Here is a 26,162-nt window from a genome sequence, read left to right as displayed (position 1 = left end):
AAATCGGAATGAGTGGTATCGTTCCCGAAGAACAGACGTGCTATAATCTTCGCTTTTATAGATCTCTCTATATATTTAACTCGAACAGACTGGAAGAATCCAGTCGTTCCTGACTGCACTAAATCAATAAGTTGAAATCGAATGAATTGGTTGCTTCTCTGCCGACTGCTGGGCCTGGTAGGCATGCTGGTCGGTGCGTCAATGGTATTCAGTCTCCCCTGGGCATTTCCCTTTTTTGGAGAGGCTGTCGAATTTGAATCCGCCGGTTTCTGGGGCATCTGTGGTGCGATTGCCTGCAGTCTGGTCTCCGGTTCCCTGCTCTACCTTGCCGGGCGAAAAGAGCATGGCACGATCCTGCGCAAAGAGGCGCTCGCCGTTGTCGGCTTGAGCTGGATCTATTCCGGTGTCCTGGGCTGCCTCCCCTTTCTGTTCTCCGGTTCGATGGTCTCCCCTGACGTTCCAATGACGGTTCCGGATGCCTTATTCGAATCGATCTCCGGTTTCACAACCACAGGAGCTTCGGTACTCAGAGAGCTGGAAGATCCGAAACTGATACCACGCTGCGTTCTCTTCTGGCGGAGTTTTACCCACTGCCTGGGCGGGATGGGAATCATCGTACTGTTCGTCGCGATCCTGAGTCATCTCGGTGCAGGAGGAAAAGCGCTCATGCGGCGAGAGGTTCCTGGCCCGACCAGTGAAGCGGTCCGTCCCCGGGTGCGTGAGTCAGCGATCGTCATGTGGACCATCTATGTTGCCTTCACCCTCGTGCTGGCGCTGATCCTCTGGCTGGAAGGTATGAGCGTCTTCGATGCATTCTGCCACAGTTTCGGATCGATGGCGACAGGGGGCTTCAGTACGCACAACGCCAGTGTCGGGTATTTCAACAGTTCGCTGATCGAATTCACAATCGCGGTATTCATGGTAGCAGCGGGCACCAACTTCTCGCTCTACTTCCTCTCTTTAAAAAACATGCGTTCGCACGATTTCTCCTGGAAGAGTATGATTGCCCCGCTGCGCAATGATATTGAGTTTCGCACTTACCTGTTGATCCTCAGTGGCGCGATCATCTTTCTGACCTATAACCTGATCAACAACCATATTTACGACACTCTGCCCGACGCCCTGCGTTATGCCGGCTTTCAGGCGGTCTCCATCATGACCACCACCGGTTACGGGACCGGCGACTTCGATACGTGGAATGAATCGTCCAAGATGCTGCTGCTGTTGCTGATGTTTGTGGGAGGCTGTGCCGGTTCGACTGCGGGGGGCATCAAGGTCATTCGCGTTGTACTGTTTGCCAAGATCATCTGGCTGGAAATCGAAAAGTCGTTTCGCCCGAACGTGGTCCGTCCCCTGCGAATTGGTACCACGAACATCGAACAGGGGATTCGTAATGACGTCACCGTGTACTTCAGCCTGGTGCTGGTCATCTTCATCTTCAGCAGCCTCTTGCTGACCGCCATCGAACCCAATACCGAGTGGCAGACAAACAAACCGGAAAAGCTGATCGACTGCACCAGCGCCGTGGTCGCCACGCTGAATAATATCGGCCCGGGGGTCGGCGAGCTCGGTCCGACCGAAAACTATGCCGACTTCACGCTCACGGGGAAAGTCATCCTGACGATCCTGATGCTGCTGGGCCGCCTGGAACTGTTTGCCATCCTGGTCCTGTTCGTTCCATCCTTCTGGAAGAATTACTGACGGTACATTAAAAAAGCCCGCAGCTTTGTCGCCGCGGGCTTCGGGATCTCTACAGTCTTTCCTATCAGAGTTTTTCCGGTTTCAGCCCCGTTTTATATTTTTTCGGCCCGGTGCCGGAGTTGTTCGGATCATAGTCATCGACGGTATCCGTGTTTGCTCCCTGGGAAGGAATCTCTGCTTCCCTGCCCAGTGCCCATTGAATTCCATTGAGTGCCAGCTTCCGTACGTTGGGATCTTTGAAGTCAAAAGGGTGCGCCGTCGTGGTAAAGAAGACGCGGCCCCGGGTTCCGTCTGCGCCCTTGTAAGTCTTGGTCCAGGCGACAGGATTGGTCAGCGGATATTTATCGAGGTTCCCTTTCTGCTCATGACCGGATTTGAGCGAGCGTCCCGTCAACAGGGGCTTGCTGTCCCCCGCCAGCTGATGACCTTCGCTGCCACCATCCACATGATATAACCAGGAATACGCCTTGTACGGCTTAACGCCCCGCAAAATCGGATGATCTGCAGCCTCCTCATTAACGGAGACTTCCGTCAGGTATTCGTGCCCGTCACCGAAATGTCCGTGGTGGGTGATCCACTTCTGCCCAACCAGTTCGGCGATTTTCTGATCGTTCCACGCCTTGAAGGGGCTCTTCGGATCTCGAAACATGAAAGCATGTGTGGCTGTCCGGAATCCGACAATTGGTTTCCCCGTCTTCACATAGTTCAGGAAGTGCTGGAACTGTTCGGGAGGCAGATCGCGAAACCGCGTGAAGAGCACCATCAGGTCTGCATCGTCAAGGGCTTCCAGGCCACTGATCGATTTCTGATTCCCGGGTGAGATATTGCCCTCATCATCCAGGGAATAGCAGACGGTGACATCGAAGCCATAATCCCGTTTCAGAATCTTGGCCAGCATCGGCATCGATTCTTCCGACCGATACTCATCATCGCCGGTAACGAACACCACATGCGGTTTCTTCTCTGCCCGGGCTTCACTCACAAAGGCGGTCCCCAGTAACAAGGTGGATAGACAACACGCGATCAGAAAAGACAACGATTTCATAACAACTCCTGCCAGCGCTGCGGGCTTTTTGTATATGTCATAGGGAAACATGGTAAATTGAAACAGGCATCTATCGTATCGAATCCCTGAACCTGAAATCAATTGTTGCCCGGCAGAACTCTTGACCTGGCCCCCTGGATTCTGCATGCTGGAAGAGGCAGATATTTGCCTTTCACCGCGGTAATTTCCAGTTTTGTTCTTTCCATTATGAGCTCGCCCGAATATGAACTATGCCCGATCCCCGTTTCGTCTGCTGCCTGCCCTCCTCTGCCTGGTTTTATGTCATGCCTCGACTGAATTGAGCGCAGCCCCTCCGGAGAACCTGCCCGAAGTCTCAGACAAAAACATTCATCTGCGCGGCAGCTATCAGAACAGCAAACAGAAATTCGAATCCACTAAAACGGGGCACGTCGCTTTCCTGGGTGGCTCGATCACCGAAATGAACGGCTATCGGCCGATGGTCTGTGAGTTCCTGGAAAAGACGTTCCCCGAGACCAAATTCACATTCACTAACGCCGGCATCTCCTCCACCTGTTCGAACACGGGTGCGTTTCGTACGAACCGTGATGTTCTCAGCCAGGGGCCGGTCGATCTCTTCTTTGTCGAGTTCGCTGTAAATGACGATCAGGATGCAGGGCACTCTAAGGAAGCCGCAATTCGCGGGATGGAAGGAGTGATCGCCCAGATCCGGCGGCACAATCCTTATGCCGACATCGTCATGGTGCATTTCGTGAACCCATCGATGCTGGAAACAATTCAACAGAAGAAAAAACCGCTCTCCAGTTCCAGTCATGAGCTGGTTGCGAAACACTACCAGGTTTCTACCATCGATCTGGCCAGTGAAGTCGCCCTTCTGATCGACGCTGACCAACTGACCTGGAAACAGTTTGGCGGAACACACCCGGCTCCTTTCGGTAATGCCATTTGTGCCGCCATGATTGATAAGTTGCTGACTCGTGCCTGGCAGGAATCGGGACCAAAAGAAAAACATTCCACGCCGGATCAGCCACTGGATGTCTTCAGTTTCCGCAATGGACGTTTGATTGACGTTAAGCATGCAAAACTGGTATCGGGCTGGGAGATCAAGGTTCCAGCATGGGAATCCATTCCGGGTAGTAAACGCAGTCGCTTTACCAGCCTCCCCATGTTGTGTGCAGAGCAACCGGGTGCAGAACTGGAGCTGGATTTTGAGGGAACCGCGCTGGGCGCGTTCATTGTCGCCGGCCCCGATGCAGGTCAGCTGGAAGTCAGCATCGATGGTGGACCGTTCAAGACACACGATCTGTACCATCATTACAGCAAGGGCCTGCACTATCCCCGCACGGTCGTCTTTAGCAGCGAACTCAAACCAGGCAAGCATCAGGCGAAAATCCGGGTGAGTCCGAAATCGTCCAGCGAGGGACATGCTGCCCGCATCATGTACTTCACCGGCAACTGAAACTGTCAGCCGAGTCGATGCGTCCGGCTCTCCTAAAAATCGAGCCGGGCGTCGAACAGCTTCTGCCGATCACCCCGATCGCGGAAATCATCGAGCATCGCTTTCATATCGGGACGCAGAAAGTCATTGAATCGGGTTTTGTTATCGACGTGGACTTCCAGTCGTTTGTCGAAATCGACCAGCTCCGGATTGAGCCAGAGTGAATAGGACTTACCCCCCGATTTCACATAGATCACGTTGCCCAGCTTGATGCTGACTCCCAGCGTAACCGGACGGGTGCGAATCCGGCCGTTTCCGACGTACTCGGGCCCCTGCATGATATGGCGGGGGAAATCGTCGGTGCGGACCCAGTAATACCGGTTGTCCAGCGGACGGAGAATCTTGGCATCGATCTCTTTGGGATATTTCACGCGCTGATGAAGTTCCATCCAGTCAAAGAGTCGGTGGATTTCTTCATAATAATGCTCATACCCGCGGCCCTTATACTCTGCATAGATCACATCGTGACCATTGCGCATCATCCGGTTGACCAGCAGTGAATTATGCTCCAGCGTATCGCGGTCAAGTTCGCCTCCCACAATATACCAGGCCAGATTACTGGCGTTCTGCCAGTAATGCAGGTTGAACGCGCTGCTTTTCCCTGCGATCGGAATCACTCCTGCAAACAGTCCCGGATGCGACATGCCGATATCAAAGGCAGCATCAGCGCCCGTCCCATGCCCGGCCAGAAAGACACGGTCGGAATCCACATTAAAGCGTTTACGGGCATCGCGGATGGACTGAATCACAGCATAATGCGCCGTCGCATTATCAGTATATCTGTCTCGTCCTTCCTGCAGGTAATCGGGGGCAATCACGATATAGCCACGGCGCTGTGACTGCCCCGGTCCATTTTTATACTTCCCCCACCAGTGCAGCTCCATCTCCGGTTTGGCACCAGCTGTCGGCAATGCCACAATCATCGGGTATGTATGATGCGGATTGTATTCGAGAGGCAGTAATACCGTATAAGACACGGGGAGCTCCGCCCCAGGATCTGTCACCTGAATCGGAAACGCAGTCTCGGTATTTCTGATGGGGGCATCGAGGATCGGAGGCAGCAGAGGAATCATCTGCTTGACCACAGCCGTCGAAACACCTTCCAGCTTCGAAAGTGTTTCGATCATGTTCCCGTCCAGCTGCTCATCTTCATTGCGCAGGTATTCCAGCACATGCGCCCGGGCCGTCCAGAGGTTGAGAGCCGTATCCAGATCGGTCACCACGTTAGCCGCTCCCACAATCCAGCCGGAATAGGCCAGAGCCAGCTTTTCACGCGGAGAGAGAGAATCATCACTTTCCAGGTTCAGGAATGATCCCAGGCGATCGATAGATTCAAAATTCAACTGGCTCATCACTTCACGGCGGCAGGCCTGCAGTCGTGATTTATTCTTGACCTCTTCAATTTCCGCTTCGAGTTCACCCAGGCGGAACAATGCTTTCTCAATCCGCTCGCTGCGTTTGGCGTAGTCTGATTCCACTTCGCGGATCTGGCGGAGAATCGACTGGTCGACATTATTCGTGGGGAACTTGGCTATCGCGGTCTGTGCCAACTGATGCTGCCCTGCCTTGCGGCGTTGTTCCAGCTCATTCAACAACTGCTGGCCGTGCAGCGTCCGCAGTTCGGTGACGAAACCTGCAATCTTCTCCTTGTACTCGGGGAAGTTTTCCTCAATATAATCAAACTCTTTACCGGCCGGCAGATACAGGCCTGCCTGGATGTAGAAGCGGGCGATTGCGAGCCGATCATTGGGCTCCAGCGGATCGATGTTCTTTTTCAGCATGGCATCCAGGATCTCTTCCTTGACGGAAGTCGTCCGCATCCCCAGGTTCCATTGCTGCTTGAGCCCGGTAATCTTCAGGTAGTGTGGCGTGATCTCCGTCACCCCCTGTAAGAGGGGCATCAGCCCTTTGCTGGTTCGGAGAGTGACTTTCCGCCGTCCGAACTCATCGAAGTCGGTCACATCCTCATAATTGCCGACGACCTTCAGCATCTGCCCCCGTCCGGTCACCCGTTGAGGCAGTTCGAAGGTTTCATAGCGCGAAAGATCCTGATCGTTGTTAAGCCGCTGTAGCTCACGCCGGGACACAAAATAACGGACGACTCCGTCATCGACCATGATGATTGGATACCCCTCCAGCTTTCGCTTGGGGATCGCAACTTCGGTATCGCCATACTCCAGACGAGATGCCAGGGCGTCGGTCAGCCCCAGAATGGGCACAATGTCACCGCGGAGGATGGTGCCGTGCTTCACTTCCACTTCCCCGGCTCGCGTCGGTAGTGCGTAAAGCAGGGCGAAAATCAGGCACAGGCAGCCTGCTGCGAGAATGCGAGGTGACCAACGCGCCGTCACATTCTTCTGAGACGACAACAGTCCGAATTGAGGAAATAATCGTACAGTCATACTGATTTCATCGACACTCTGACCGCCGGAATTTGAGAATTATAAAAGCCGGTCTCTTTCCTACGTTACCAGAATCCGTTTATTGGCTAAAAAGTTCGTCTCCTTGCAGTTTTTCACGGATTCGAGGGCCAGATTCCCCTCGGATCAGCCTTTAGAATACCATGTTTTCAGAGGCGATCCCAGACTGTCGTCGCTTTTCAGCGGGACAGACGCTACGTACCGGGCCTGCTTTCGCAGAAAACTCTGTGCCAGTGGCTGTTTAGATCCCAAGTGAAGAATGGATCAAATTGAAGTCGATGCGAGCATCATAATCGATACTACCCGCAGGACCGGCTCCGTATACTTAGGGCCTACCAGGTACATTCCTCGCCGGTCAGCATTTTGTACGCTTCAAAATACTTCTCGCGCGTCTTTTCGACAATCGGATCGGGCAGTACTGGTGGAGTACTGTCCTTATCCCAGTCGGTCGTCTCCAGCCAGTCGCGAACGAACTGCTTATCGAGCGATGGCTGTGCGCCACCCGGTTGGTAGGTCTCTGCAGGCCAGAAGCGGGAGCTGTCGGGCGTCAGAACTTCATCAATTAGAATCGGTGATCCGTCCAGCAGACCGAACTCAAATTTGGTATCGGCCAGGATGATGCCACGTTCCCGGGCATATTCAGAACCCTGCTGATAAATCTGAATACTCTTCTCCCGCAGGCTGTCAGCCAGTTCCTGACCGATGGCCTGACTCATCACTTCGAATGAGACGTTTTCATCATGGCCGGACTCCGCTTTGGTTGCCGGTGTAAACAGGGGCTCGGGTAATTGATCACTCTGTTTGAGACCCGCTGGCAAATCGATACCACATACGGCTCCAGTCGCCTGATAGTCTTTCCACCCAGATCCGGATAGATAGCCGCGGACGACACATTCAAAGGGAACCACTTCGGTCTTCCGAACCACCATACAACGGCCACGCAGCGCTTCGAGATCGGCATCATCAGGGAGCGGCAGATCGGCTGGATCCATGCTCAGCAGATGATTCGAAATCGTGGTGAATCGTTCAAACCAGAACCGACTGATCTGGGTCAACACCCGCCCCTTGTCGGGAATTCCCGGTGCGAGAATCCAGTCGAAGGCACTGATTCGATCGGTGGCCACAAACAGCAGCCGATCGCCAAAATCATATACATCGCGGACTTTTCCCCGTTTAACAGGAATGCCGGTGAGTGAACTTTCGGTAAACGCGGAGGATGTCATGCTTCGTGACCACATTCATGAAAAACGGATGAATCGAGACACTGGAAGTTTAGCGAGAACCAGCAGGCTAAACAATTGAGTGCTGTTCATAACCGCTAAATCCCTGCTAATTCGAGCGATCGTCAGTTTCCTGCCAGCCGCCGGCCCCAACCAGCCTGATGTACATACATACGAGTCTACACTTGCCACCAGTGCTGCAAACGCGATAATGGGAGAAGTAGCTTGAAGTTAACTTCTTAATTTGAAAATCAGAGAATGATTGTGACCCGTTCTTATGGGCAACTTGCGCTTTTTAATTGCACCTACTCAAGTACCTGAAGACTGGTCTGATCTTCACCGCGCTTATCTGAATGCCGTCGACGGACGTGTATTTCCTACGCGGATTGAGGTGGATGGAAATGTTCTCACTTTCCGCCGCCAGACATCGCAAAGCTGCAAACTGAATATCGTCTGGCACGTCACTGACTTTGGCCGCCCGATCGTGCGGACTGCCTCCCTTGCAGAACGCGAAGAACCCTACGTTCTCTCACTGGAACTGGCCCGTGGAAAAATCTCCACACTCAAAGATCAGTTGAGCAACTGGCAGATTGCCGGTCTGGTCATTCCCCAGGCACTGGTCAAGCTGCACGACGAAGCCTTCCATGCATTTTCCCAGGCGGCTGTCATCCAGGATCAACTGGAACGCTGCTCGGAACTCGCCGACCTCGCCCTGCAGAAAGCGCATGCCGCAGCTGAAATGCTGGTCCAGCTTTATGCACGTCAGCGACTGACGATTCTGCATCAGCGGGCACAGTCACTGAAACTGCCCGTTTCACTGGGCTGTAACCTGGGAACCCTGATTCCTGACAGTTCCGAAAAGGCTCAGATCTGCCAGGCCTTTGATGCCGTTAACGTGGATCTGGTGAACTGGAAAAACATCGAACTCTACGAAGGCGACCAAAACTGGGACCAATGCGATCAGCAGGTTGACTGGTGCGAAAAAAACAATCTGCTGATTCGCGGAGGCTGCCTGCTCGATTTCGCCCCGGAAGGACTTCCCGACTGGCTTGAGTCCTGGAAGCTGGATATGGTCAACTTCCAGAGCATCGTTTCCCATTTCATTGAGACCGCGATCACCCGTTATACGGGCAGTATTCGAAACTGGACGCTGGTTTCTGCCATGAATACCGGCGGTGTCTTCGGACTCAATGAAGAGACCCGTCTCACTCTCACCGCCCGCGCCATCGAAGTTGCTAAACAGACGGATGACTCCATCCAGTGTTTCATCAGAGTGGAACAGCCCTGGGGAGATTACCTTTCCAAGGGGCAGCACCAGCTCTCTCCCATGCAGTTCGTCGATGCCATCGACCGACTGGGAGTCGGGCTTTCCGGAATCGATCTGGAGCTCAGTATCGGTTATTTCCCGAACGGTTCGCATCATCATGACATGCTGGATATGTCGAAACTGATTGACAAATGGAGCATGCTGAACCTGCCGCTACACCTGACCCTGGCTTTCCCCAGTGACGATACGGTCGTCAACGAACGGGACAAAAGCATCTCGCGGGTCCAGGCCAGCCAGTGGAAAACCGGCTGGAGTGAAGCAGCCCAGGCCGAGTGGCTCGAGCTTTATCTCCCCCTGCTCCTGGCCAAGCCAGCCGTAACCGGCGTTTACTGGTCGCAGTTCCGCGATCAGGATGCCTGTCGTTTTCCCCACTCGGGTCTGGTCAACCAGGACGGCAAAGCCAAACCGGCCCTGGACACGGTCACAAAGTATCATCGCCAATACTGGCGCGCCTGATTTCAAACAGGTTCTACCGCATTGCACAGCGGCTCTCTGTCGAAAATTCCGCGTCAGGCTGTTATCATGCAGGCGCGTGACTGAAGTTTTGCATTCCAGTCTGTTTCGTATTCCGACTGGCTTCATTGCGCAATCACGAACCAGACCCGGTTCGCCCCTCAGACTTCATCAAGGAATCAACATGGCTACCGATAGCAAAGTACCTGAAGTTGGCAAGCGTGCTCCTGCTTTTACTCTCCCCGCTTATCCGGAAGGCAAAGTCCGCCTGAGCGAATTCAAAGGGGAAAAGAACGTACTCCTGTACTTCTACCCCAAAGACAATACTCCGGGCTGCACCACTGAATCCTGTGACTTCCGGGATCGGGTCACCACATTCAAGAAAAATGATACCGTCATTCTGGGTATCAGCCCCGACTCAGTTAAGTCTCACGAAAAATTCGCGACCAAGTTCGAGCTGCCTTTCACCCTGCTCGCAGACGAAGACCATGCCATTGCTGAGAAGTATGGTGTGTGGGTAGAAAAGAGCATGTACGGTAAGAAGTACATGGGGATCCAGCGTGCGACCTTCCTGATCGACAAAGAAGGCAAGATTGCCGCAGCCTGGCCCAAAGTGAAAGTCAACGGACACGCCGAAGAGGTCGCCCAGGCATTGAAAGAGCTTGACTGATCAAGCTGCCTGAGGACCTCGACTCAAAAAGCCTCGAACATCGCAGGCTGGCTGACGCAGTTCCCGCTTCGGGTGCCTGCTAGCCGGCCATGCGGCGTTGTTCGTTCGGAAACTGGATGAAGGGGCCGACAGGTCCCTGCTGGCTGCCATCCCACTGATGAGCATTGACTGCTTCCAGTACTCGCTCTGCAACCTGCATTGCTTCCAGAGCCTGGGTTCCCCCTACCAGGGGCGCTGTATTATTGCGGATCGATTCCACAAAGCTGCTCAGCTCTGCAGTCAGGGCATCTGCTGAAGAGACTTCGGGATTCTCCACTTTCAGAAACGTTCCGAAGACTTCCTGTTTCAATGCTTCCAGATTTACGCCTGCTTTTCGGGCTCGCTCCAAGGGAGGAGTGCCGTACAGCAGAGTTTCGGAAGGCCGATAGGAGTTGACTTCCCGGCTGGTGAAGTCAACGGTTACACATCCGGAAACACCCCAGAGTTGCATGGTCCGTTTCGCCACCGGGCAGATCCGGCTGGCAGTCAGGTCGGCAATACATCCATTCTGGAATCGCAGCCGCGCCTGAACGGCGTCTTCATGTTCGCCCATCACTGAGATGCCAAACGCTTCCACGCTTTGCAGCGGAGACTGGACGACGGACAGTACCAGGTCAATGTCATGAATCAACAGGTCGTGAATCACACCGATATCAGTTGAACGGAAAGTGTAAGGGCTGACGCGTTCGCTGCGAATGAAACGTGGCTGCGGACAGCGTTGGAAAGCAGCCTGGGTTGCCGGATTGAAACGCTCGACATGACCAATCTGCAGCAGAGTCTGATTGGCTTCTGCAATCTGCACGAGTTCTTCTGCTTCTGCCAGATTACAGGCGATTGGTTTTTCGACCAGCACGGGAATCTGCTGTGAAAGAAATTCACCCGCGATCGCCAGATGGGCATGCGTTGGTACGGCCAGAGAAACCGCGTCCACGGAATCAAACAGCTCACGGTAATTCGCCACCCAGCGGGTGCTATGCTGTTCGGCAATGGCCTGTCCCTGATCAGGATTGGTATCGGCGACTGCACACAGATTGACCCCTTCCAGGCCAGCTAAAATCCGGGCGTGATGCCGCCCTAATGCTCCGACCCCGACGACGGCCACGTTCAATGAACTCATGCTGCTCTCCGTGTTGAATCTTGACTGTTTTCTTCAGGAACGTATTTGGCGCTGCGGGCGGCTGCTTCGCGTCCTCGTCCCGCTTTACTCCCCTGAATTCCTTCAAAATGATTAAACAGAGTCTGCAATGCCATAGGCATTACACCCTCCAGTTCCTGACTGAAAATTTCGCGGACTTCGTCCAGTTTTTTATTCTTGCGATAGAACAGACGGTACGCTTTGCGGATGACTGCAATTGAGCTCTCCGAAATACCCGCACGCTGCATGCCAACCAGGTTGACAAACCGCACGCGAAAATCATCTGAGCCCGTGCAGATCATAAAGGGGGGCACGTCGATCGTGGCCCGGGCACCGCCGCTGACGAAGGCCAGCGTTCCTACGGTACAAAACTGATGGACTACCGTGTTTCCGGAAACAATCGCCCGGTCGTGCACATGCACATGTCCGCCTAGCAGCACGCCGTTGACGAGTGTCACATCATCAAAGATCCGGCAGTTGTGAGCGACATGAGAATTACACAGGAATGTATTTCGATTGCCAATGCGTGTGCAGTGGTCTTCTTTTTCGGCGCCGCGATGAATCGTGCATCCTTCTCGAAACAGATTGTCGTCACCGATGATCAAGCGGGTGGGAGCACCATGATAGCCGGCATCCTGTGGCTCACTGCCAATGACTGATGTCGGAAAAAAACGATTACGTTCGCCAATTGTAGTATGTCCCGTGATGGAAACATGACTGTCCAGTACAGTCCCGTTTCCGATTTTGACATCCGGTCCCACAAAACAGAACGGGCCGATTGTCACATCCTCTCCAATTTCTGCCTGGGGATCGACGTGGGAGAGATTTGAGATACTTGTCGCCATGTGTGTTGACGTCCTAAAAAGTCTGCAGTCAGTGACATACCAGAGTGTGATGGAATAGCTGCCCAGCAGCTGAATCAATACTTTTTAAGCAACCTTCCAGGCTGTTTCGGATTCCGTGGATTGATGCGTTAACCTGATCTGCCGGATCAGCTCTCGATTCAGAGCGTGCCCCGACTGATTTGCGCTGAAATAACCGTGCAGGTCACAGCCCAGCAGAGCAAAATCTCCCAGGCAATCCAGCATTTTGTGGCGGACACATTCGTCGAGTGTCCTTAATTCGTTATCAACGGGACCATCTGGCCCCAGAACCAGGAGATCGGCGGCACTCAACCGCTGACCGTAGCCCAGCTCACGCATGGCTGCGACTTCTTCTTCCAGCACAAACGTGCGGGAAAAAGCCAACTGGTTCATCCAGACCTCCGGATTGATTTCCAGTGTCAGGCACTGAGGCTCAACCGGCGACTCTGCGCCATAGTTCAGATAGTAGCCGATCGCCATGACAGACCGGTTTAAAGGCCTGGCCTGAATAAAGCTGCCCGCCTCATTGTCCACGGTCACTGACTGCTGAATCGAAATCACTTTCCGGGGGAATGGCTGCTCTACGATTCCCGCCTCCAGAAACTCCTCTGACAGTTCCAGCGCGGAACCATCAAAACAGGGAGCCTCGGGAGCATTGATCTCGATGCGGCAATTATCGATCTGCAATCCTGCCAGAGCGGCCATCACATGCTCGATCATTTCGACGGAAGCGTCTTCGAATTCAATCGCAGTCCGTCGCTGCCGAAAGACGGCATTCTCAATCAAAGCCGGGATTGGTTTGGATCCACTCAGATCCGTCCGGACAAACTGGATTCCATGATTTTCCGGTGCAGGGAAAAAGCGAATTTTCACATCAGAGTTTGTGAAGATCCCGACTCCGCGACACTGTACTGATCTGGCCAGCGTTCTCTGTTGGCGAGTTCGCATGGGCTGCTCCTTCAAAAAGAAAGATGATCCTGGTGCACTGAAACAACCACAAAAAGGATGCAGGCAGATTCAGACCTGCGCTGCATCCGTTTGAGGAGTGCATGAGAACCCGTCTCTACTACTGCCGGGTGTTACCGGGAGTCGGACGAGTAGCAGAACCACCGGCAGCTCCTGCCTGGCTCTTGTAGTTGCGGTTCAGGTAGTCCAGAACGGACAGAGTGATGTCATCATCAGCCCGGTGAAATACCACCTGGCGATTCATACCCTGGATCAGTTTCTTGGGATCATCGGTGTCGAGGCTTTCGCGATTAAACCGCATGATCAGAGTGTAGTTGTAGATCTTTGCGTACTTCTGAACCGTTTCAGTCACTTCCATGTAAATGGTGTGATAGATCCGGGATTCTTTCCGCAGAAAATCACGCTGTGCTACTTTACGGAATGCTTCGAAGTCGGAAGCGGCCTGGGCCAGCTGCTTTTCGCGAGCCAGGTACTCAGGGCTGCCCTGTTTGAAATCCTGCATCTCTTTCTGAACAGCCTGAATCTGCTCTGCCATGGCTTTCGCTTTGGCATCGCTCTGCTGAATTTCAGTTTTGAGCTCTTCACGCAGGGCGGTGAATTTCTCGTAGTTCTTGAACACGTGAGCCATGTCGATCAGACCCACTTTGTGTACCACAGAAGAGGTCTTGCTGGGAGCATTGTTTTGTGCAGATGCTGTTTCGGTGAAACAGGCAAAGCAACCAACAATGGCAAGAACTGTAGCAGATGTCATTAATTTTTTCACGACCGAAGCACTCCTTTGCAGAATGGACCACTGTCCGTAGTGGCAATCAAACGAAAATAGATTTTCTGAATCAGGCCCGATTCCGTCTCACGTTTTCAGGAGACCTTCACGGAACCCGTACATCATGGAAATGTAAGTTTAACTATCGCGTTCAGTGGAAAACATCTCATATTTTTCCGACTGCCCGCATCGAGAGAACGGTAATTTTGCATAGTTTTAAAATCAGGTCAATACGAAAAAATCCGCTTTCACGCTCAATTTACAAACCGATATCGGGTTTTTCGTCGCAGGTCCCTGCGCAGTTCCAGTCACTCGGTTTTTGGTCTTGCCTTGAAATGGCGTTTGAATTATCACACGCACCTCTTTCAATTCTCAAATTCAACCTTTCCCCGATATGAATCGCCCCCGATTCGTATTTCCCAAACAATTCTGGTTGTCCTCAAACACTCGCGACAACTCACCTTATACCTTTCAAATGGGCTGTAAAAAAGTCAGCACGGAGGCTTATTCCATGTGTCCGTTAGACCGCTGGATCCTGACACCTATATTAATGACAGGGCTGTTTCTCAGCCTGGCTGACGATGTTTTTGCGAAAAAACGGACCTTTCCCTACGAAGCGGTCGTCAACGCAGACGAAGCCCTGGTTCGCAGCGGCAACGGACGTCGCTATTACCCGACGCTCAAACTCAAACGGGGCAACCGCGTCACCGTACACCGCCACGATCCGGGTGGATGGTTCATGATCGCCCCTCCCCAGGGCAGTTTCAGCTGGGTTCGTGCAGAACATGTACAGAAACTCAACGGTAATCGGGGACGTGTGACAGAAAACGGCGTCGTCGTCCGGGTGGGAAGTGCCTTTGATGAATCGCGGGAAGTCGAGCAGATCCGACTCTCAAAAAATGATGAAATCACCATTCTGGACAGCAAAAATGTTCAGACGGAATTTGGCAATGTGCTGATGTATCGCATCAAACCTCCCGTTGGCGAATGGCGCTGGGTTGAAGGACACCTCTTACTCCCCACAGACGAGTATCAGCCCGGTAAGAGTGCCCCGGCAATGATTGATTCGCCGATCGCTCAGAATGACGCTGATCCCTTCAGCCAGGGTATGCCCGAGATTAAGACGCCAGCTGCCCCGAATCGGGAACAGATTCAAACTCCCACCGATGGCTCTGCCCGGCGGAGTGTTCCTCAAGTTGACGAAATCGCTGCCGCCAAGGACGCAATCAAAACCATCGACACTCAGTTCCGGGCGATGATTGAAGCCGAACCGACGAGCTGGGATCTGGATGGCCTGGAGCAGGACTACAAAACTCTGCAACAGGAAATCAAACTTCCGGCTATCGCCAGTAAGATCGATCTCCGCATTGACGCCGTCAATCGCTATCGCAAAGTCAAAGAAGAGTACAAGGACTTCCTGAAGCTGGCAGAAGAAACCAGCAAGCGGGATGCAGAACTGGTCTCGATGGCTCCGGACCAGAACAAAACAAATCGCTATCCTTCGCCGGAAGTTCCCGTGGGAGAGAACGGACTGCTCCCCCCCACTCCCGAACCTGCTCCTGCTGATTCCATGATTCCCGGGCAGCCTGCTGCTCCCACTCAACCAGTCATCCCGAGCCAGCCGGCTCCACCACTGCCACAACCGAGTGCACCAACGCCAACTGTTCCCCAGCCTCAGATGCAGCAGCCTTCTCAGCCTGCTCAACCTCAGTTCTCAGGAGCGGGGATCGTACGACGTCTTACCAATATCAGCCGTGGGATGCCGACACATGCTCTGGTTGCCCCGGACGGACGCTTTCTGGCCTATCTGCAGCCGGTCTCTCCGCAGATCAATCTGGACGCCGCCCAGGGTCGGGCCATCGGCGTGACAGGCAAACGCTGGTTCCGAAATGATTTACGCGGGGAATACATCCTTGTCGAATCGATGACTCCTGTTCGCCTGCAGGCAGCACCGGTTCCCGGACGGTAGTCTCCCCCTAAAGTTAGCTTACTGACAAACAAAAACGCCCGCTGGAGCTCTGAGCCAGCGGGCGTTTTCCATTTCAGATTGAGATCGAGTCAGCAGCTTAGACCATCTCTTCGGCACCAGCGGCCTTCGCGACATCTTCTTCGCTGACTTCTTGAGGTGCCTGTGGAGAATCCTTAAACAACAGGAAGAACAGGACCATAATCACCAGCGCTGCTACGGTCGGAATGATCCAGAACTCTTTCCAGTTCTGCAGTTTGGCTGCTCCTTCGCCGGTCACAATCGTATTGATCAGGTTTCCGCTGATCAGTGCCCCCAGCAACATCCCAACTCCCTGGGTCGCGAAGACCAGAAAGCCCTGAGCCTGAGCACGAATTGAGGGTCCCGCTTTCTGATCGACATAGATCTGCCCTGTGACGAAGAAGAAGTCGTAACAGATACCGTGCAGCAGAATCCCGATGACAATCATCCAGACAACACCATCAGTTGCTCCAGCAGCAAACAGGCCGTAACGGACAACCCAGGCGAACATGCCGAACAGCAGCATGCGTTTCACTCCCAGGGATTTGAAGAAGAAGGGCATCAGCACCATGAACAACACTTCGGACATCTGACCGAAGGACATCTTAAATGCTGGGTTCGCAATTCCGGCATCGGCGACAAACACCGGTGCGTAAGCGTAATAGGCTGCCAGGGGAATACAGATCAGCAGTGAGCTGACCATGAAGACCAGAAAAGATCGATCTTTCAGCAGTGCCAGCGAATCCAGTCCGAGAATATCCCGAATTGAAATTTCTTTGCCTTTCGAAGGCGGCGGAGTGTGTGGCAGGGTCAGACTGTAAATTCCCATCAGCACTGCAGCTCCACCAGCCACGAACAGTGGTTGGGGAGTCATGTCAGCTTGCATGAATTTACTGACCACAACGTTAGCGACAATCCAGCCCAGGGTTCCGAAAACACGGACCAGCGGGAACCAGACTTCCTGATTCTTGAGATGCGAAAAAGCAATCGTATTGGTCAGCCCCAGGGTCGGCATGTAACACAACATGTGTAACAGCAGTAACAGGATGAATGTTTTGCTCCCTTCCCCATCAGGTCCTACTACATGTGGTGCATAATAGAGTGCCGCACCACCGATGACCATCAGCACGGCCAGGACGCGTTCGGAAGAGAAGAAGCGGTCTGCCACCATACCCAGGATAAAAGGTGAGACGATCGCCGCGATCGGCCCCACAGTGTAAGCCCAGTAAATCGCATCCCCCATTCCGTTGGCTCCCATGTAGTTACCAACGGTTACATACCAGGCTCCCCAGACGAAGAACTCCAGGAACATCATAATTGAGAGACGAATACCAATGCTGAGTGGCGATTGTTGTGAGGACATACTCGTTAAACCCTTCTCCTGCTCTGTTGCTAAATACCGTATTTGTCGGATCTTTGATCGGTACGATCATGTCCCGAATGACCTTAACAGGCAAGTATAAAGGGATTCAGTCCCGGGAATTTCTCCTGAATGCATCTCTGCTGTGCTCTTACTGAAACGTATCCCGGGGTTCAATCAGTCGCTTAAAACCAGCTAAGTCAGACTTTACTCTCGCTGAACTGCACCTGACACGAAGCAATCAAATTTGCTGCCTGATCAGCTCCCTCGGCGACGTCATCCTTTACAAATCAGCAGGGCATTTTCCATATCAGACTGCTAAATATGGACTTACAACATTTACATACAAAAGAAACACACTTATTTACACTTTTTATATTACCCATATTTACATTAGCAGAAAAACCGATACAATCCCTTTAATCCGAATAATCACTACAATCGGAACAGGCGGAACTCACTCTCACCTCACTCTCAAGAAACTGTCACCACTTTCTGAGAGGTCTATCATGAAACTGTTAACGAACTTCTGGCGCGATGAAGCCGGTCTGGTCATGTCAGCCGAGCTGGTCATGCTGGGAACGGTCGGAGTCATCGGTGCCACTGTCGGCCTGAGCGCTGCTTCCACCGCCATTAATGATGAACTGGTTGAATTCAGCCACGCGATTCGCAGCCTGGATCAGAGCTATGAAGTCCAGGGGCACACCAGTTGCCGTGCCTGGACTGCTGGATCATCCTATCGGCAGCAGGACGTCGAGAAGTCACTGGCTGATCTGTGTGGCCAGGTTGAAAAAGCCAATCGCGCTGTCGAGAAAAAACGTGAGTTGAAACGCAAAGCGCCACCCTCATCCAAAGAGCTTCGCAAAAAAATGGAAGCCAGAAAGCGGAAACAACAGCAGAAGAAAAACGAAGCCTGATCTGTCAGCTTCATAAGTTCCTGCTAACCCTATAATGCAACAGGCCCGCTCTGATTCGATTTCAGAGCGGGCCTGTTTTTGATTTCCGTTTCGGTGTCAGCTTACTGCTGACGGTTCCACTCATCCACCTGCTGCAATACTTTGATCACGGCTTTCAAAGGATCGAGTGCTTCTGCTTCGAACCTTCTGGAAATCCGCGGATTCTGGGGTGGTGAATAGGAACAGCTGAAGAGAAATTCGTCAGGGCGGACACCAGGTTCAAGGCGATAATCGCGAATGCCCAGTTCATTCAACTTCTGAACTGCGGCACTCCAGGTTGCGGGATCCCGTCTGAGCATCAGTTCGGCTCGCTGCCGGAACTGGGGATCTACTTCGCGTACTGGTTCCTGGGCTGCAGCCTGCTGAATGGCGGATGGCTGCTGCGGTGTGTCAAATGGATTGGCAGTATTCGCCTGGCTTTCAAACTGCTGAAGTTCCTGCCCCAGTGCATTCTCAACACCAGGTGCGAACTCAGACTGACCATCAAAGCCGGCCTGTTGTATTGGATTCGGTTCCCGGTTGTCCTGCATCTGTGCTTCAACAGGAAACTCAGCCGGAGGGTTCAACCCTGCCATTTCCTGACCGGGCTCGCGTTTTTGTGCAGATGGTTCCAGTTCCCAGCCATCCAACGCACCCGCAGGTGGCAGCCACTCGTCATCGCGTCGACTTCGCCTGGGAGACTGGGAGGCTGTGTTACCAAACGGATTCTGTGCGGACTGACCATTGCCAGCGGCACCATTCAAACTACCTTCGCCACCCAGATCGATTTCGTGGGAAGAAGAGTCGAAAGAGATTTCCTCAAAGGGAGATTGCGTAGAATCTTCCTGGTTAAAGAGGTCTTTTTCATTGAGAGCAGACTTTTTGACAGGAGCGATTTCCGGAATCCCGAAGATGGCCAGCATCGGTACAGCCACCAATGGGATTAACACTAGAATCGTCGAAAAAAAGTCATTCGTTTTGGAGCGCATTTGCGTTTCTCCTCCATGTTCGCAATCACGCTATCGGATCAGATCCGATCGGAACAATGGGAACACTCCTTGTTCTCAATGTGTCTGGTTAACAGAAACCTTCCTGGTTAACCACAATTGATCTGGTTAGAAATTCGCCTTTGCTGTGGGGCCCGGTTGTTAGACTGGCTTCTGAATTCCTGAGGCAGATCGGCATTTTTTGAAATGTTTCCGGTCAGTTTCAAGGTCGCGAATCATACAGAATCGCCTTAATTCCAACAATTGAAGTTTCTGAAAATCTGTTGAATTCGGCAAATCTTCAAAGAATCATGTATCTTCACACCCCTCGCCTCATGTTAAAATGGGAAGCCCGTCAACTCCAGGCAGAATATAAAGTTCACAAACTTAGATGGCGACGAGTCAATCTAAAGAATCTGTCTTGACAATTTATCAAAAAACCAAGAGAACACGTGATCTGATTTATTACGGTCTGTGCATCGGTTCGATTATTGATACAGTGCCGAGAGGGTTTTGAATGCTCAAATCTCTACTCGACATCGAATCTAAACACCGTATCATTTCATATGAGGGAAACTCAGTCAGACGTTTCCGTACTGCAGAGTGATCTATATATTTCTTACTGGTTTTGAGACCGTTCCTCCGCCAAATGTGCTCATTCGGAATCAGTCCAAAACAAGTGGATTTCGACAAAGGGAGTCACGAAATTCAATGGTAAAACAATTCGCTTACCAAACGCGCATCGTTCTGGGTCGCCAGATGGGGAAAGTGGCTGCGTTCACTGGAGTTCTTGCTCTCGCACTGACCGCCAGCCTCACTCAGGTCAATAACCTGCACGCTGAAACCCCCAGTTCAGGCCATGCTCTGGATCCGGCTATCCGCCTGGCAATGCAGAGCTACGAAACAACGGCTGACATCAAAGACTTTCAGGGGACCTTCATCAAACGTGAAAAAGTAGGACGCAGAATGCAGCCTACTCACACGATGCAGATTAAGTTTCGTGAAAAACCACTCAGTGTCTATCTGAACTTCCTCAATCCTCATGAAGGACGTGAAGTAATCTACTTCCATGGTCGCAATGGAAACCAGATCCTCGCACACGAGACTGGCATTAAAGGTCTGGTCGGTACCGTCTCTCTGCAGCCTAACAGCCCACAGGCCATGGATGAAAGCCGCTACCCGATCACAACCATCGGCATTCGCAAAATGCTGTACCAGATTTTGAAACAGTGGAATGAAGAACGGAAACAGGATGCTGGCGTTGCTGTCAAATATTTCCCGGATGCCAAACTGGGCAACATGCAGTGTAAAGTTCTGCAGACCAGCTACCCGCAACAGCGTCAGGGAATCCGCTTCCAGATGACTCGACTCTACATCGACAAAGCAACCAACCTGCCCGTACGCGTCGAACAGTATGACTGGCCGACACGTCGCAATGCGAAACCGGAACTGGTGGAAGAATACACCTACTCCAACATCCGCACTAACGTTGGTCTGACCGATGCTGACTTCGATCCGCAGAACCCGAATTACAACTTCTAATCTGCCTGTGATTCGACTCCACTTAAATTAAGATCACTTAGTAATCACCCGCCGAAGACTCGTCTCGAGTCTTCGGCTTTTTTTATCACTTCCTCTCCGCAAAACCCTGCTTCGCAACTCTTCACATTCTTTACGAACAAGTTGCAACTGCCTCTTTCGCATTGATATAATCAGATATCATCATACGTATTTTTATCTGATTGAATTCCGCTTTCCACTAAACGGTCATTCGATTGATTCTCTGCTTTCCTTTTTCAATCGGCCGGTCAGATAAACCTTTCATCTGTTTTCAACTTCATTAGCTACAACTAAGGAGCCCAACATGAGTGAAGCGCCCAAGGACATCTCATCACGTCGCGAATTTTTAAAGAATTCCAGTCGACTTGCTGCAGGGGCTTCTGTGCTGGCAGGCACGTCTATTCCGCACGTACATGCTGCCGAAGATAACACGATTAAAATCGCCCTGGTTGGCTGTGGCGGACGTGGTACCGGAGCTGCCTCCAACGCGCTCTCCACCACCAGCGGCCCCATTAAACTCGTCGCGATGGCAGACGTCTTCGACCATCGCCTCAATACCAGCTACAACAGCCTGAAGAAAATCCACGGCGACAAAGTCGATGTTCCCGACAGCCAGAAATTCATCGGCTTTGATGGCTACGAAAAAGCAATCAGCTGTCTCGGCCCGGGGGATGTGGTTCTGCTCGTCACCCCTCCCGCTTTCCGCTGGGTACACTTCGGTTACGCCATCGAAAAAGGCATCAACGTCTTCATGGAAAAACCGATCACAGTCGACGGTCCCAGTACCCGCAAGATGCTTGAGCTTGGCAAAAAGTCTGTTGAGAAGAACCTCAAGGTTGGCGTCGGTCTGATGTGCCGGCACTGTAAAGCACGCCAGGAACTTTACGATCGTATCAAAGATGGTCAGATTGGCGATGTCCTCGAACTGCGGGCCTATCGTATGGCAGGTCTCACCGGTTCTGCTGCCACCGGCCCCCAGCCGCCTGACATGAAAAGCGAACTCCTGTATCAGATCTCCCGCTTCCATGGTTTCCTCTGGGCCAGCGGTGGTGGATACAGTGACTTCCTGATCCACAACATCGACGAAAGCTGCTGGATGAAAGATGCGTGGCCGGTTCAAGCCGATGGATCAGGGGGACGCCATTACCGGGGCGATAACGTCGACCAGAACTTCGACAATTACAGCGTCGAATACACGTTCGCCGATGGAACCAAACTCTTCCTGCGTGGTCGTACGATTCCCGGCTGTCGCCAGAAGTTTGCCAGTTTTGCTCACGGCACCAAGGGACTGGCAGTCATCTCAACCTCGGCGCACCACCCGGCTAAACCCCGGATCTACAAAGGCTACAACGAGGACAGAGATAATCTTCTCTGGGAATTCCCACAGCCTGAGCCGAACCCGTATCAGATCGAATGGGACGATCTGATTACCGCCATTCGTGAGGATCAACCTTACAACGAAGTTCAGCGTGGTGCAGAAGCCAGCCTGGTTACCGCCATGGGTCGTATGGCAGCCCACACAGGGCAGATCGTTACCTACGATGAAATGTTGAACTGCAAACAGGAGTTCGCTCCCGATGTAGATAAACTGACCATGGACTCGCCCGCACCAGTGATTGCTCGTGCCGACGGATCGTATCCCGTTCCACTGCCGGGTATCCTGAAGCACCGTGAGTATTAAGATTCACCGACGGCTACAGTCGTCTCTCAAGTGAATGATCAACAGGCGACCTCCGAATTGATTTCGGAGGTCGCTTTTTTTATTTCAAGTCATGCTAAAGTTCCGCAATACACACTCAACACGCTTCCATCCACTGTCGTATCGACTTCCCTTCTCATTCAGCCTGCACAGGCCCACCTCGCTTACAAGCGTTACACTTCACCCAATAATTCTCAGAGCGGGAAAAACACTCATATCAGCGTCAGACAGAAAAATTGACAAAATCAGGAGAATCAGACAATCAGTGATTGCCTTTTTGAATTGCGAACGGTAAATTCAGTTCTTAGTGGGTTTCCTGCCCAATTGATCTTTGATAACTAGTTGATTGTGGGTTATCCGCCCAGTACAATGTTGAAATCATTCAAGATTGCTGCAAATCGGGTTTAATCACCCCTGTTTCGTCAGGCTGACTATGAGCGGTGAAACTTTTATCACAGGAGAGATCAAACGGACGGTCGACGACCGTTTTCGGATTTCGCTCCCTGCTGATATGGCTCAAGCCGTGACTGACGAATCTGGGGAAACGATGCTCACCAAAGAGCGTGCTGGCTGCCTCAGCCTCTGGAAAGCCTCCGACTGGCAATCCAGACATGATCAGGGAGTTGACCTGATCAAACAGAAGATTCAGGCTCATCGCCTGGAGAACCGCTGGGATGAAGTGCAACGTCTGGGGCGACTGCTGTCGACCCGGAACCGCACGATTCAGTTGGCCAATCGTTCTCGCTGCACAATTCCGGAAGGATTTCGCGAGTTTCTGGGAGTCCAACCCAACCAGGAGGTCATGATTGTTGGCGCAGTGATCTGCGTTGAAATCTGGAATCTCTCGGCCTGGCAAAATCTGCTCGAACAGGACATGCCTGAATTCGGCACACTCTTCAAAGAGCTCTCTGGTTAATCCACAATCGATCTACGATACATATAGACCTTCAGCGTCTTTGACTACGGGAGAGGGAGCGACTCATTCAGTACCCCCATCACATCCGGTAAACCTAAAGTCTATTTCCATGGAAGGCTTTTTTGGCACGGATGCCGCTTTCTTCTCTTGAGTCAAATGCGTTTTCCCCATTCTCAATCTCAGGCAATTTTGAGAATGGGGATTTTTTACGCGCCGACCCAAACCGATGCGATCAGCTCCCCACCTGTCCGGCCAGCAGCTGTGCAAACTTTCGCCCCGTGACCGACAGGGGATATTCACCCAATTCACTCACAGGCACCCACCGATATTCGGATGACTCCAGAGCTTCGTCCGCTTCGACCTCGGCGATAAAACACAACAGCCGAATCTTGTATCGCGTCACACTGTGACGGATCTCCTGAGCGAATTGACGAATCGAAGCTGCCACGCCTGAGTGCTCGCGCACATACGCCTCCAACTGAGGAATCACAGACGCGTTCAACCCCTCCGGAATTTCCGCGATGTTGTTACCCGCTTCCATTTCCTGATTGAACAGCAACTGCTCCCGGGATGATTTCTTTCGGGGGGCAGCCGGATGCGGAGTACCATTCAGTTCTTCCAGAGTGAATCTGGGAAAATCCCAGAGCCCCGCCCAGCGTTCGCCTGCTGCCCGCTGTCGAATCAGAACGTTCTGTCCGTCGAAAACTGCGATCGAAGCATCCGTCAGAGGAGTAATCACCGGCCGCGCTTTAGGAACAGGAATCTGCTGCTGTCGCTGCGTGAGAAACGCTTCACAACAGGCACTTACCGGACACTCAGCACACTGTGGATTCTGTGGCGTACAGATCAGACTCCCCAAATCCATCAACGCCTGGTTAAACGCTCCCGGTGCTTTACGAGGTAGAATCAACTCTGCGAATTCCCACAACTGCTCCTGTCCGGATTTTGAGCGGGGATCCAACTCCAGCCCGATTAATCGCGAATACAGGCGGAGTGTATTCGCCTCTACAATCGGTGCCCGCTGATCATAGGCGAACGAACAGATGGCTCCAGCGGTATATCTGCCGATTCCGGGTAACGCCTGCAGACCACCGACGTCTCGCGGAAAGGCGCCGTCGCGATCCTCCGTAATCACCCGGGCCGCTTTGTGAATGTTCCGAGCGCGACTGTAGTAACCCAGCCCCTCCCAGTACTGCAGCACTTCACCCTCTTCAGCAGCAGCCAGAGTCTGCACATCGGGAAAGCGATCCATAAACTTTTCGAAATAGGGGATCACCGCAGCAACCACGGTCTGCTGCAACATGATCTCGCTGATCCAGACTTTGTAGGGATCGTCAATACCCCGCCAGGGAAGATCCCGCTGATGGACCGTATACCAGGCCTGCAGTCCACGTCGAAACCGCTGCCGTCGACCAGCGTCAAACAGATCACTTAACTCAGACATCACATCCCCGAACTGAAGCCGACCCTGCCGGCCCCGTCCGGAACCTGCAGGAATTACTTGGGCGTTGCATACCGATGGGTGGGCACCGGTCGACCTGGGCGGAAACTCTGAGTCTGATTGAACTCCAGCTTCGCATTCAAAGCCCCGGCACACTGCTCCAGGACCTTCATGACCTGCTCGGTCAACGCGTCTGGATCGCAGGCCACGCGGGCGTTGACAATCAGATCGACTTCCTTGACCGTGCAGTCGGATGCCAGCGACAGCTTTGGTTCACTGTCGTTACTGACCAGGTTCGAGACACCAAAAAATCCTTCCCACAAACCGATCACTTTCAGGTGAGCGGTCTCTACCCCCTGTTCGCGGAATGAAGCCTGCAGCTGACTGATCACATCCAGCAACAGCTGATCCAGGGAGAACTCCGTCTCAGCTGAAACATGCACGCTGCTGTTCAACCAGCCCAGCTCTGCTTCACCTTCCGCATAGATATCATAATCAATGTCCAGAATTTTACCGCCGAAATCGCCTTCCTGTTCCAGAAATTCGATCAATCCTTCAAAGCCCGCCCCCGTAAGAGCGGATGTCCGCAGGACAGGTGTTCCGGGAAACTGTTCATTGACCAGCGTTGTCAGTTCTTCCACGGCTTCTTCAGATAATTCATCGATCCGATTGATGAGAATCAGATCTGCCTCTTCCAGTTGCTTCTTCAGAATATACGCCGCCTTCGGTGAGAATCCGGAACCCTGCTCGTTTTTCAGAATTTTCAGACCATGGCTGGGTTTCATCAGCACGGCATAAGGTTGGATTTTGAAATCGGCATCGTACAACTGCTTGATGGGCTGAATCACAGTGGCCACCAGGTCGGTGCAACTGCCGACCGGCTCAGCCAGAATTACGTCAGGCTTCTGTTGTGAACCAAGTTCGCCGATAGTGTCCATCAGCGAATTAAAATGACAGCAGAAACAGGCACCTGCGACTTCTCCGACATTCAGCCCCTGGGAGCGCAGTGAGTTCGTATCAACCAGATCTGCCGCCTGATCATTGGTAACCACACCGACATTCAATCCCTGATCCGTGTAATGTTTTGCCAGCCGTCCGAGCGTGGTGGTTTTTCCTGCTCCTAAGAACCCACCCACCATGATAAATTTGATTTGATGTGACATCTTGGTTTCACCTGCCAATACGAGTATGCTGGATTT

The 26,162-nt window shown here is 52.6% G+C and carries 20 protein-coding genes; 9 read left to right on the top strand and 11 right to left on the bottom strand.

Going from position 1 to position 26,162, the window contains the following annotated elements:
* Positions 1-141: 141 nt before the first annotated feature.
* Entirely contained in the window at positions 142-1,701 is a 1,560-nt protein-coding gene (locus FYZ48_RS18590; protein WP_145180740.1) for a TrkH family potassium uptake protein, read from the top strand.
* A 64-nt stretch (positions 1,702-1,765) separates the two neighbouring features.
* Here the strand turns inward: FYZ48_RS18590 and FYZ48_RS18585 are convergent, their stop codons facing one another.
* On the bottom strand, positions 1,766-2,746 hold the full coding sequence (locus tag FYZ48_RS18585) for a ThuA domain-containing protein (RefSeq protein WP_149343076.1): 981 nt from the start codon (positions 2,744-2,746) through the stop codon (positions 1,766-1,768).
* A 223-nt stretch (positions 2,747-2,969) separates the two neighbouring features.
* On the opposite strand from FYZ48_RS18585, the gene FYZ48_RS18580 reads away from it, so the two are divergent.
* Positions 2,970-4,184, top strand: a complete 1,215-nt coding sequence (locus FYZ48_RS18580) for an SGNH/GDSL hydrolase family protein (protein ID WP_149343074.1) — start codon at positions 2,970-2,972, stop codon at positions 4,182-4,184.
* 32 nt (positions 4,185-4,216) lie between these two features.
* Here FYZ48_RS18580 and FYZ48_RS18575 read toward each other — a convergent pair whose 3' ends face one another.
* Positions 4,217-6,625 (bottom strand): hypothetical protein, encoded by a 2,409-nt coding sequence (locus FYZ48_RS18575; RefSeq protein ID WP_149343072.1) that lies wholly within the window; start codon positions 6,623-6,625, stop codon positions 4,217-4,219.
* A 350-nt stretch (positions 6,626-6,975) separates the two neighbouring features.
* Positions 6,976-7,866 carry a phosphoribosylaminoimidazolesuccinocarboxamide synthase gene (locus FYZ48_RS18570; protein ID WP_149343070.1) on the bottom strand — a complete coding sequence of 297 codons (891 nt, stop codon included), beginning with the start codon at positions 7,864-7,866 and terminating at the stop codon, positions 6,976-6,978.
* Positions 7,867-8,140: 274 nt separating this feature from the next.
* Here FYZ48_RS18570 and FYZ48_RS18565 point away from each other — a divergent pair, with 274 nt between their 5' ends.
* A complete protein-coding gene (locus tag FYZ48_RS18565; RefSeq protein ID WP_149343068.1) occupies positions 8,141-9,646 on the top strand; it encodes an endo-1,4-beta-xylanase in 1,506 nt (501 codons plus the stop codon).
* 181 nt (positions 9,647-9,827) lie between these two features.
* Positions 9,828-10,313 carry a thioredoxin-dependent thiol peroxidase gene (gene bcp / locus FYZ48_RS18560; RefSeq protein WP_149343066.1) on the top strand — a complete coding sequence of 162 codons (486 nt, stop codon included), beginning with the start codon at positions 9,828-9,830 and terminating at the stop codon, positions 10,311-10,313.
* A gap of 79 nt (positions 10,314-10,392) precedes the next feature.
* Here the strand turns inward: bcp and FYZ48_RS18555 are convergent, their stop codons facing one another.
* The 4 genes from FYZ48_RS18555 to FYZ48_RS18540 all read right to left on the bottom strand — a co-directional run bounded on the left by FYZ48_RS18555 (position 10,393) and on the right by FYZ48_RS18540 (position 14,067).
* Positions 10,393-11,469: a Gfo/Idh/MocA family protein gene (locus tag FYZ48_RS18555; protein WP_149343064.1), complete on the bottom strand. Its 1,077-nt coding sequence runs from the start codon at positions 11,467-11,469 to the stop codon at positions 10,393-10,395.
* Positions 11,466-12,332 carry an acyl-ACP--UDP-N-acetylglucosamine O-acyltransferase gene (gene lpxA, locus FYZ48_RS18550; RefSeq protein ID WP_149343062.1) on the bottom strand — a complete coding sequence of 289 codons (867 nt, stop codon included), beginning with the start codon at positions 12,330-12,332 and terminating at the stop codon, positions 11,466-11,468. Before lpxA ends, FYZ48_RS18555 begins: the two co-directional genes overlap by 4 nt.
* An 84-nt stretch (positions 12,333-12,416) precedes the next feature.
* A complete protein-coding gene (locus FYZ48_RS18545; protein WP_149343060.1) occupies positions 12,417-13,298 on the bottom strand; it encodes a UDP-3-O-acyl-N-acetylglucosamine deacetylase in 882 nt (293 codons plus the stop codon).
* A 118-nt stretch (positions 13,299-13,416) separates the two neighbouring features.
* Positions 13,417-14,067 carry an OmpH family outer membrane protein gene (locus tag FYZ48_RS18540; RefSeq protein WP_242022703.1) on the bottom strand — a complete coding sequence of 217 codons (651 nt, stop codon included), beginning with the start codon at positions 14,065-14,067 and terminating at the stop codon, positions 13,417-13,419.
* A 523-nt stretch (positions 14,068-14,590) separates the two neighbouring features.
* Between FYZ48_RS18540 and FYZ48_RS18535 the strand changes: the two genes are divergently transcribed.
* Positions 14,591-16,048, top strand: coding sequence for a hypothetical protein (locus FYZ48_RS18535; RefSeq protein ID WP_149343056.1), 1,458 nt, complete (start codon positions 14,591-14,593; stop codon positions 16,046-16,048).
* A 97-nt stretch (positions 16,049-16,145) separates the two neighbouring features.
* Here the strand turns inward: FYZ48_RS18535 and FYZ48_RS18530 are convergent, their stop codons facing one another.
* Entirely contained in the window at positions 16,146-17,429 is a 1,284-nt protein-coding gene (locus FYZ48_RS18530) for a nucleoside permease (RefSeq protein WP_149343054.1), read from the bottom strand.
* Positions 17,430-17,935: 506 nt separating this feature from the next.
* Between FYZ48_RS18530 and FYZ48_RS18525 the strand changes: the two genes are divergently transcribed.
* A complete protein-coding gene (locus tag FYZ48_RS18525; RefSeq protein ID WP_149343052.1) occupies positions 17,936-18,343 on the top strand; it encodes a hypothetical protein in 408 nt (135 codons plus the stop codon).
* Positions 18,344-18,444: 101 nt separating this feature from the next.
* Here FYZ48_RS18525 and FYZ48_RS18520 read toward each other — a convergent pair whose 3' ends face one another.
* The gene (locus FYZ48_RS18520; RefSeq protein WP_149343050.1) at positions 18,445-19,350 is read right to left on the bottom strand and encodes a hypothetical protein; all 906 of its coding nucleotides are present in this window, start codon (positions 19,348-19,350) and stop codon (positions 18,445-18,447) included.
* Positions 19,351-20,058: 708 nt separating this feature from the next.
* Between FYZ48_RS18520 and FYZ48_RS18515 the strand changes: the two genes are divergently transcribed.
* From FYZ48_RS18515 to FYZ48_RS18505, 3 genes are all read left to right on the top strand, one after another.
* Entirely contained in the window at positions 20,059-20,889 is an 831-nt protein-coding gene (locus FYZ48_RS18515; RefSeq protein WP_145180712.1) for a DUF1571 domain-containing protein, read from the top strand.
* A gap of 322 nt (positions 20,890-21,211) precedes the next feature.
* Positions 21,212-22,588, top strand: a complete 1,377-nt coding sequence (locus FYZ48_RS18510; RefSeq protein ID WP_149343047.1) for a Gfo/Idh/MocA family protein — start codon at positions 21,212-21,214, stop codon at positions 22,586-22,588.
* Positions 22,589-23,039: 451 nt separating this feature from the next.
* Positions 23,040-23,522 (top strand): division/cell wall cluster transcriptional repressor MraZ, encoded by a 483-nt coding sequence (locus tag FYZ48_RS18505; RefSeq protein ID WP_145036462.1) that lies wholly within the window; start codon positions 23,040-23,042, stop codon positions 23,520-23,522.
* Positions 23,523-23,754: 232 nt separating this feature from the next.
* Here the strand turns inward: FYZ48_RS18505 and mutY are convergent, their stop codons facing one another.
* Together mutY and FYZ48_RS18495 are read right to left on the bottom strand one after the other, a co-directional pair.
* Positions 23,755-24,966 carry an A/G-specific adenine glycosylase gene (gene mutY, locus FYZ48_RS18500; RefSeq protein ID WP_149343045.1) on the bottom strand — a complete coding sequence of 404 codons (1,212 nt, stop codon included), beginning with the start codon at positions 24,964-24,966 and terminating at the stop codon, positions 23,755-23,757.
* 53 nt (positions 24,967-25,019) lie between these two features.
* A complete protein-coding gene (locus tag FYZ48_RS18495; protein WP_149343042.1) occupies positions 25,020-26,126 on the bottom strand; it encodes a GTP-binding protein in 1,107 nt (368 codons plus the stop codon).
* Positions 26,127-26,162: the final 36 nt, after the last annotated feature.

It is taken from the genome of Gimesia chilikensis (assembly GCF_008329715.1).
In the GTDB taxonomy this organism is placed as follows: domain Bacteria; phylum Planctomycetota; class Planctomycetia; order Planctomycetales; family Planctomycetaceae; genus Gimesia; species Gimesia chilikensis.
This window is presented reverse-complemented; position numbering and strand designations above follow the sequence as displayed.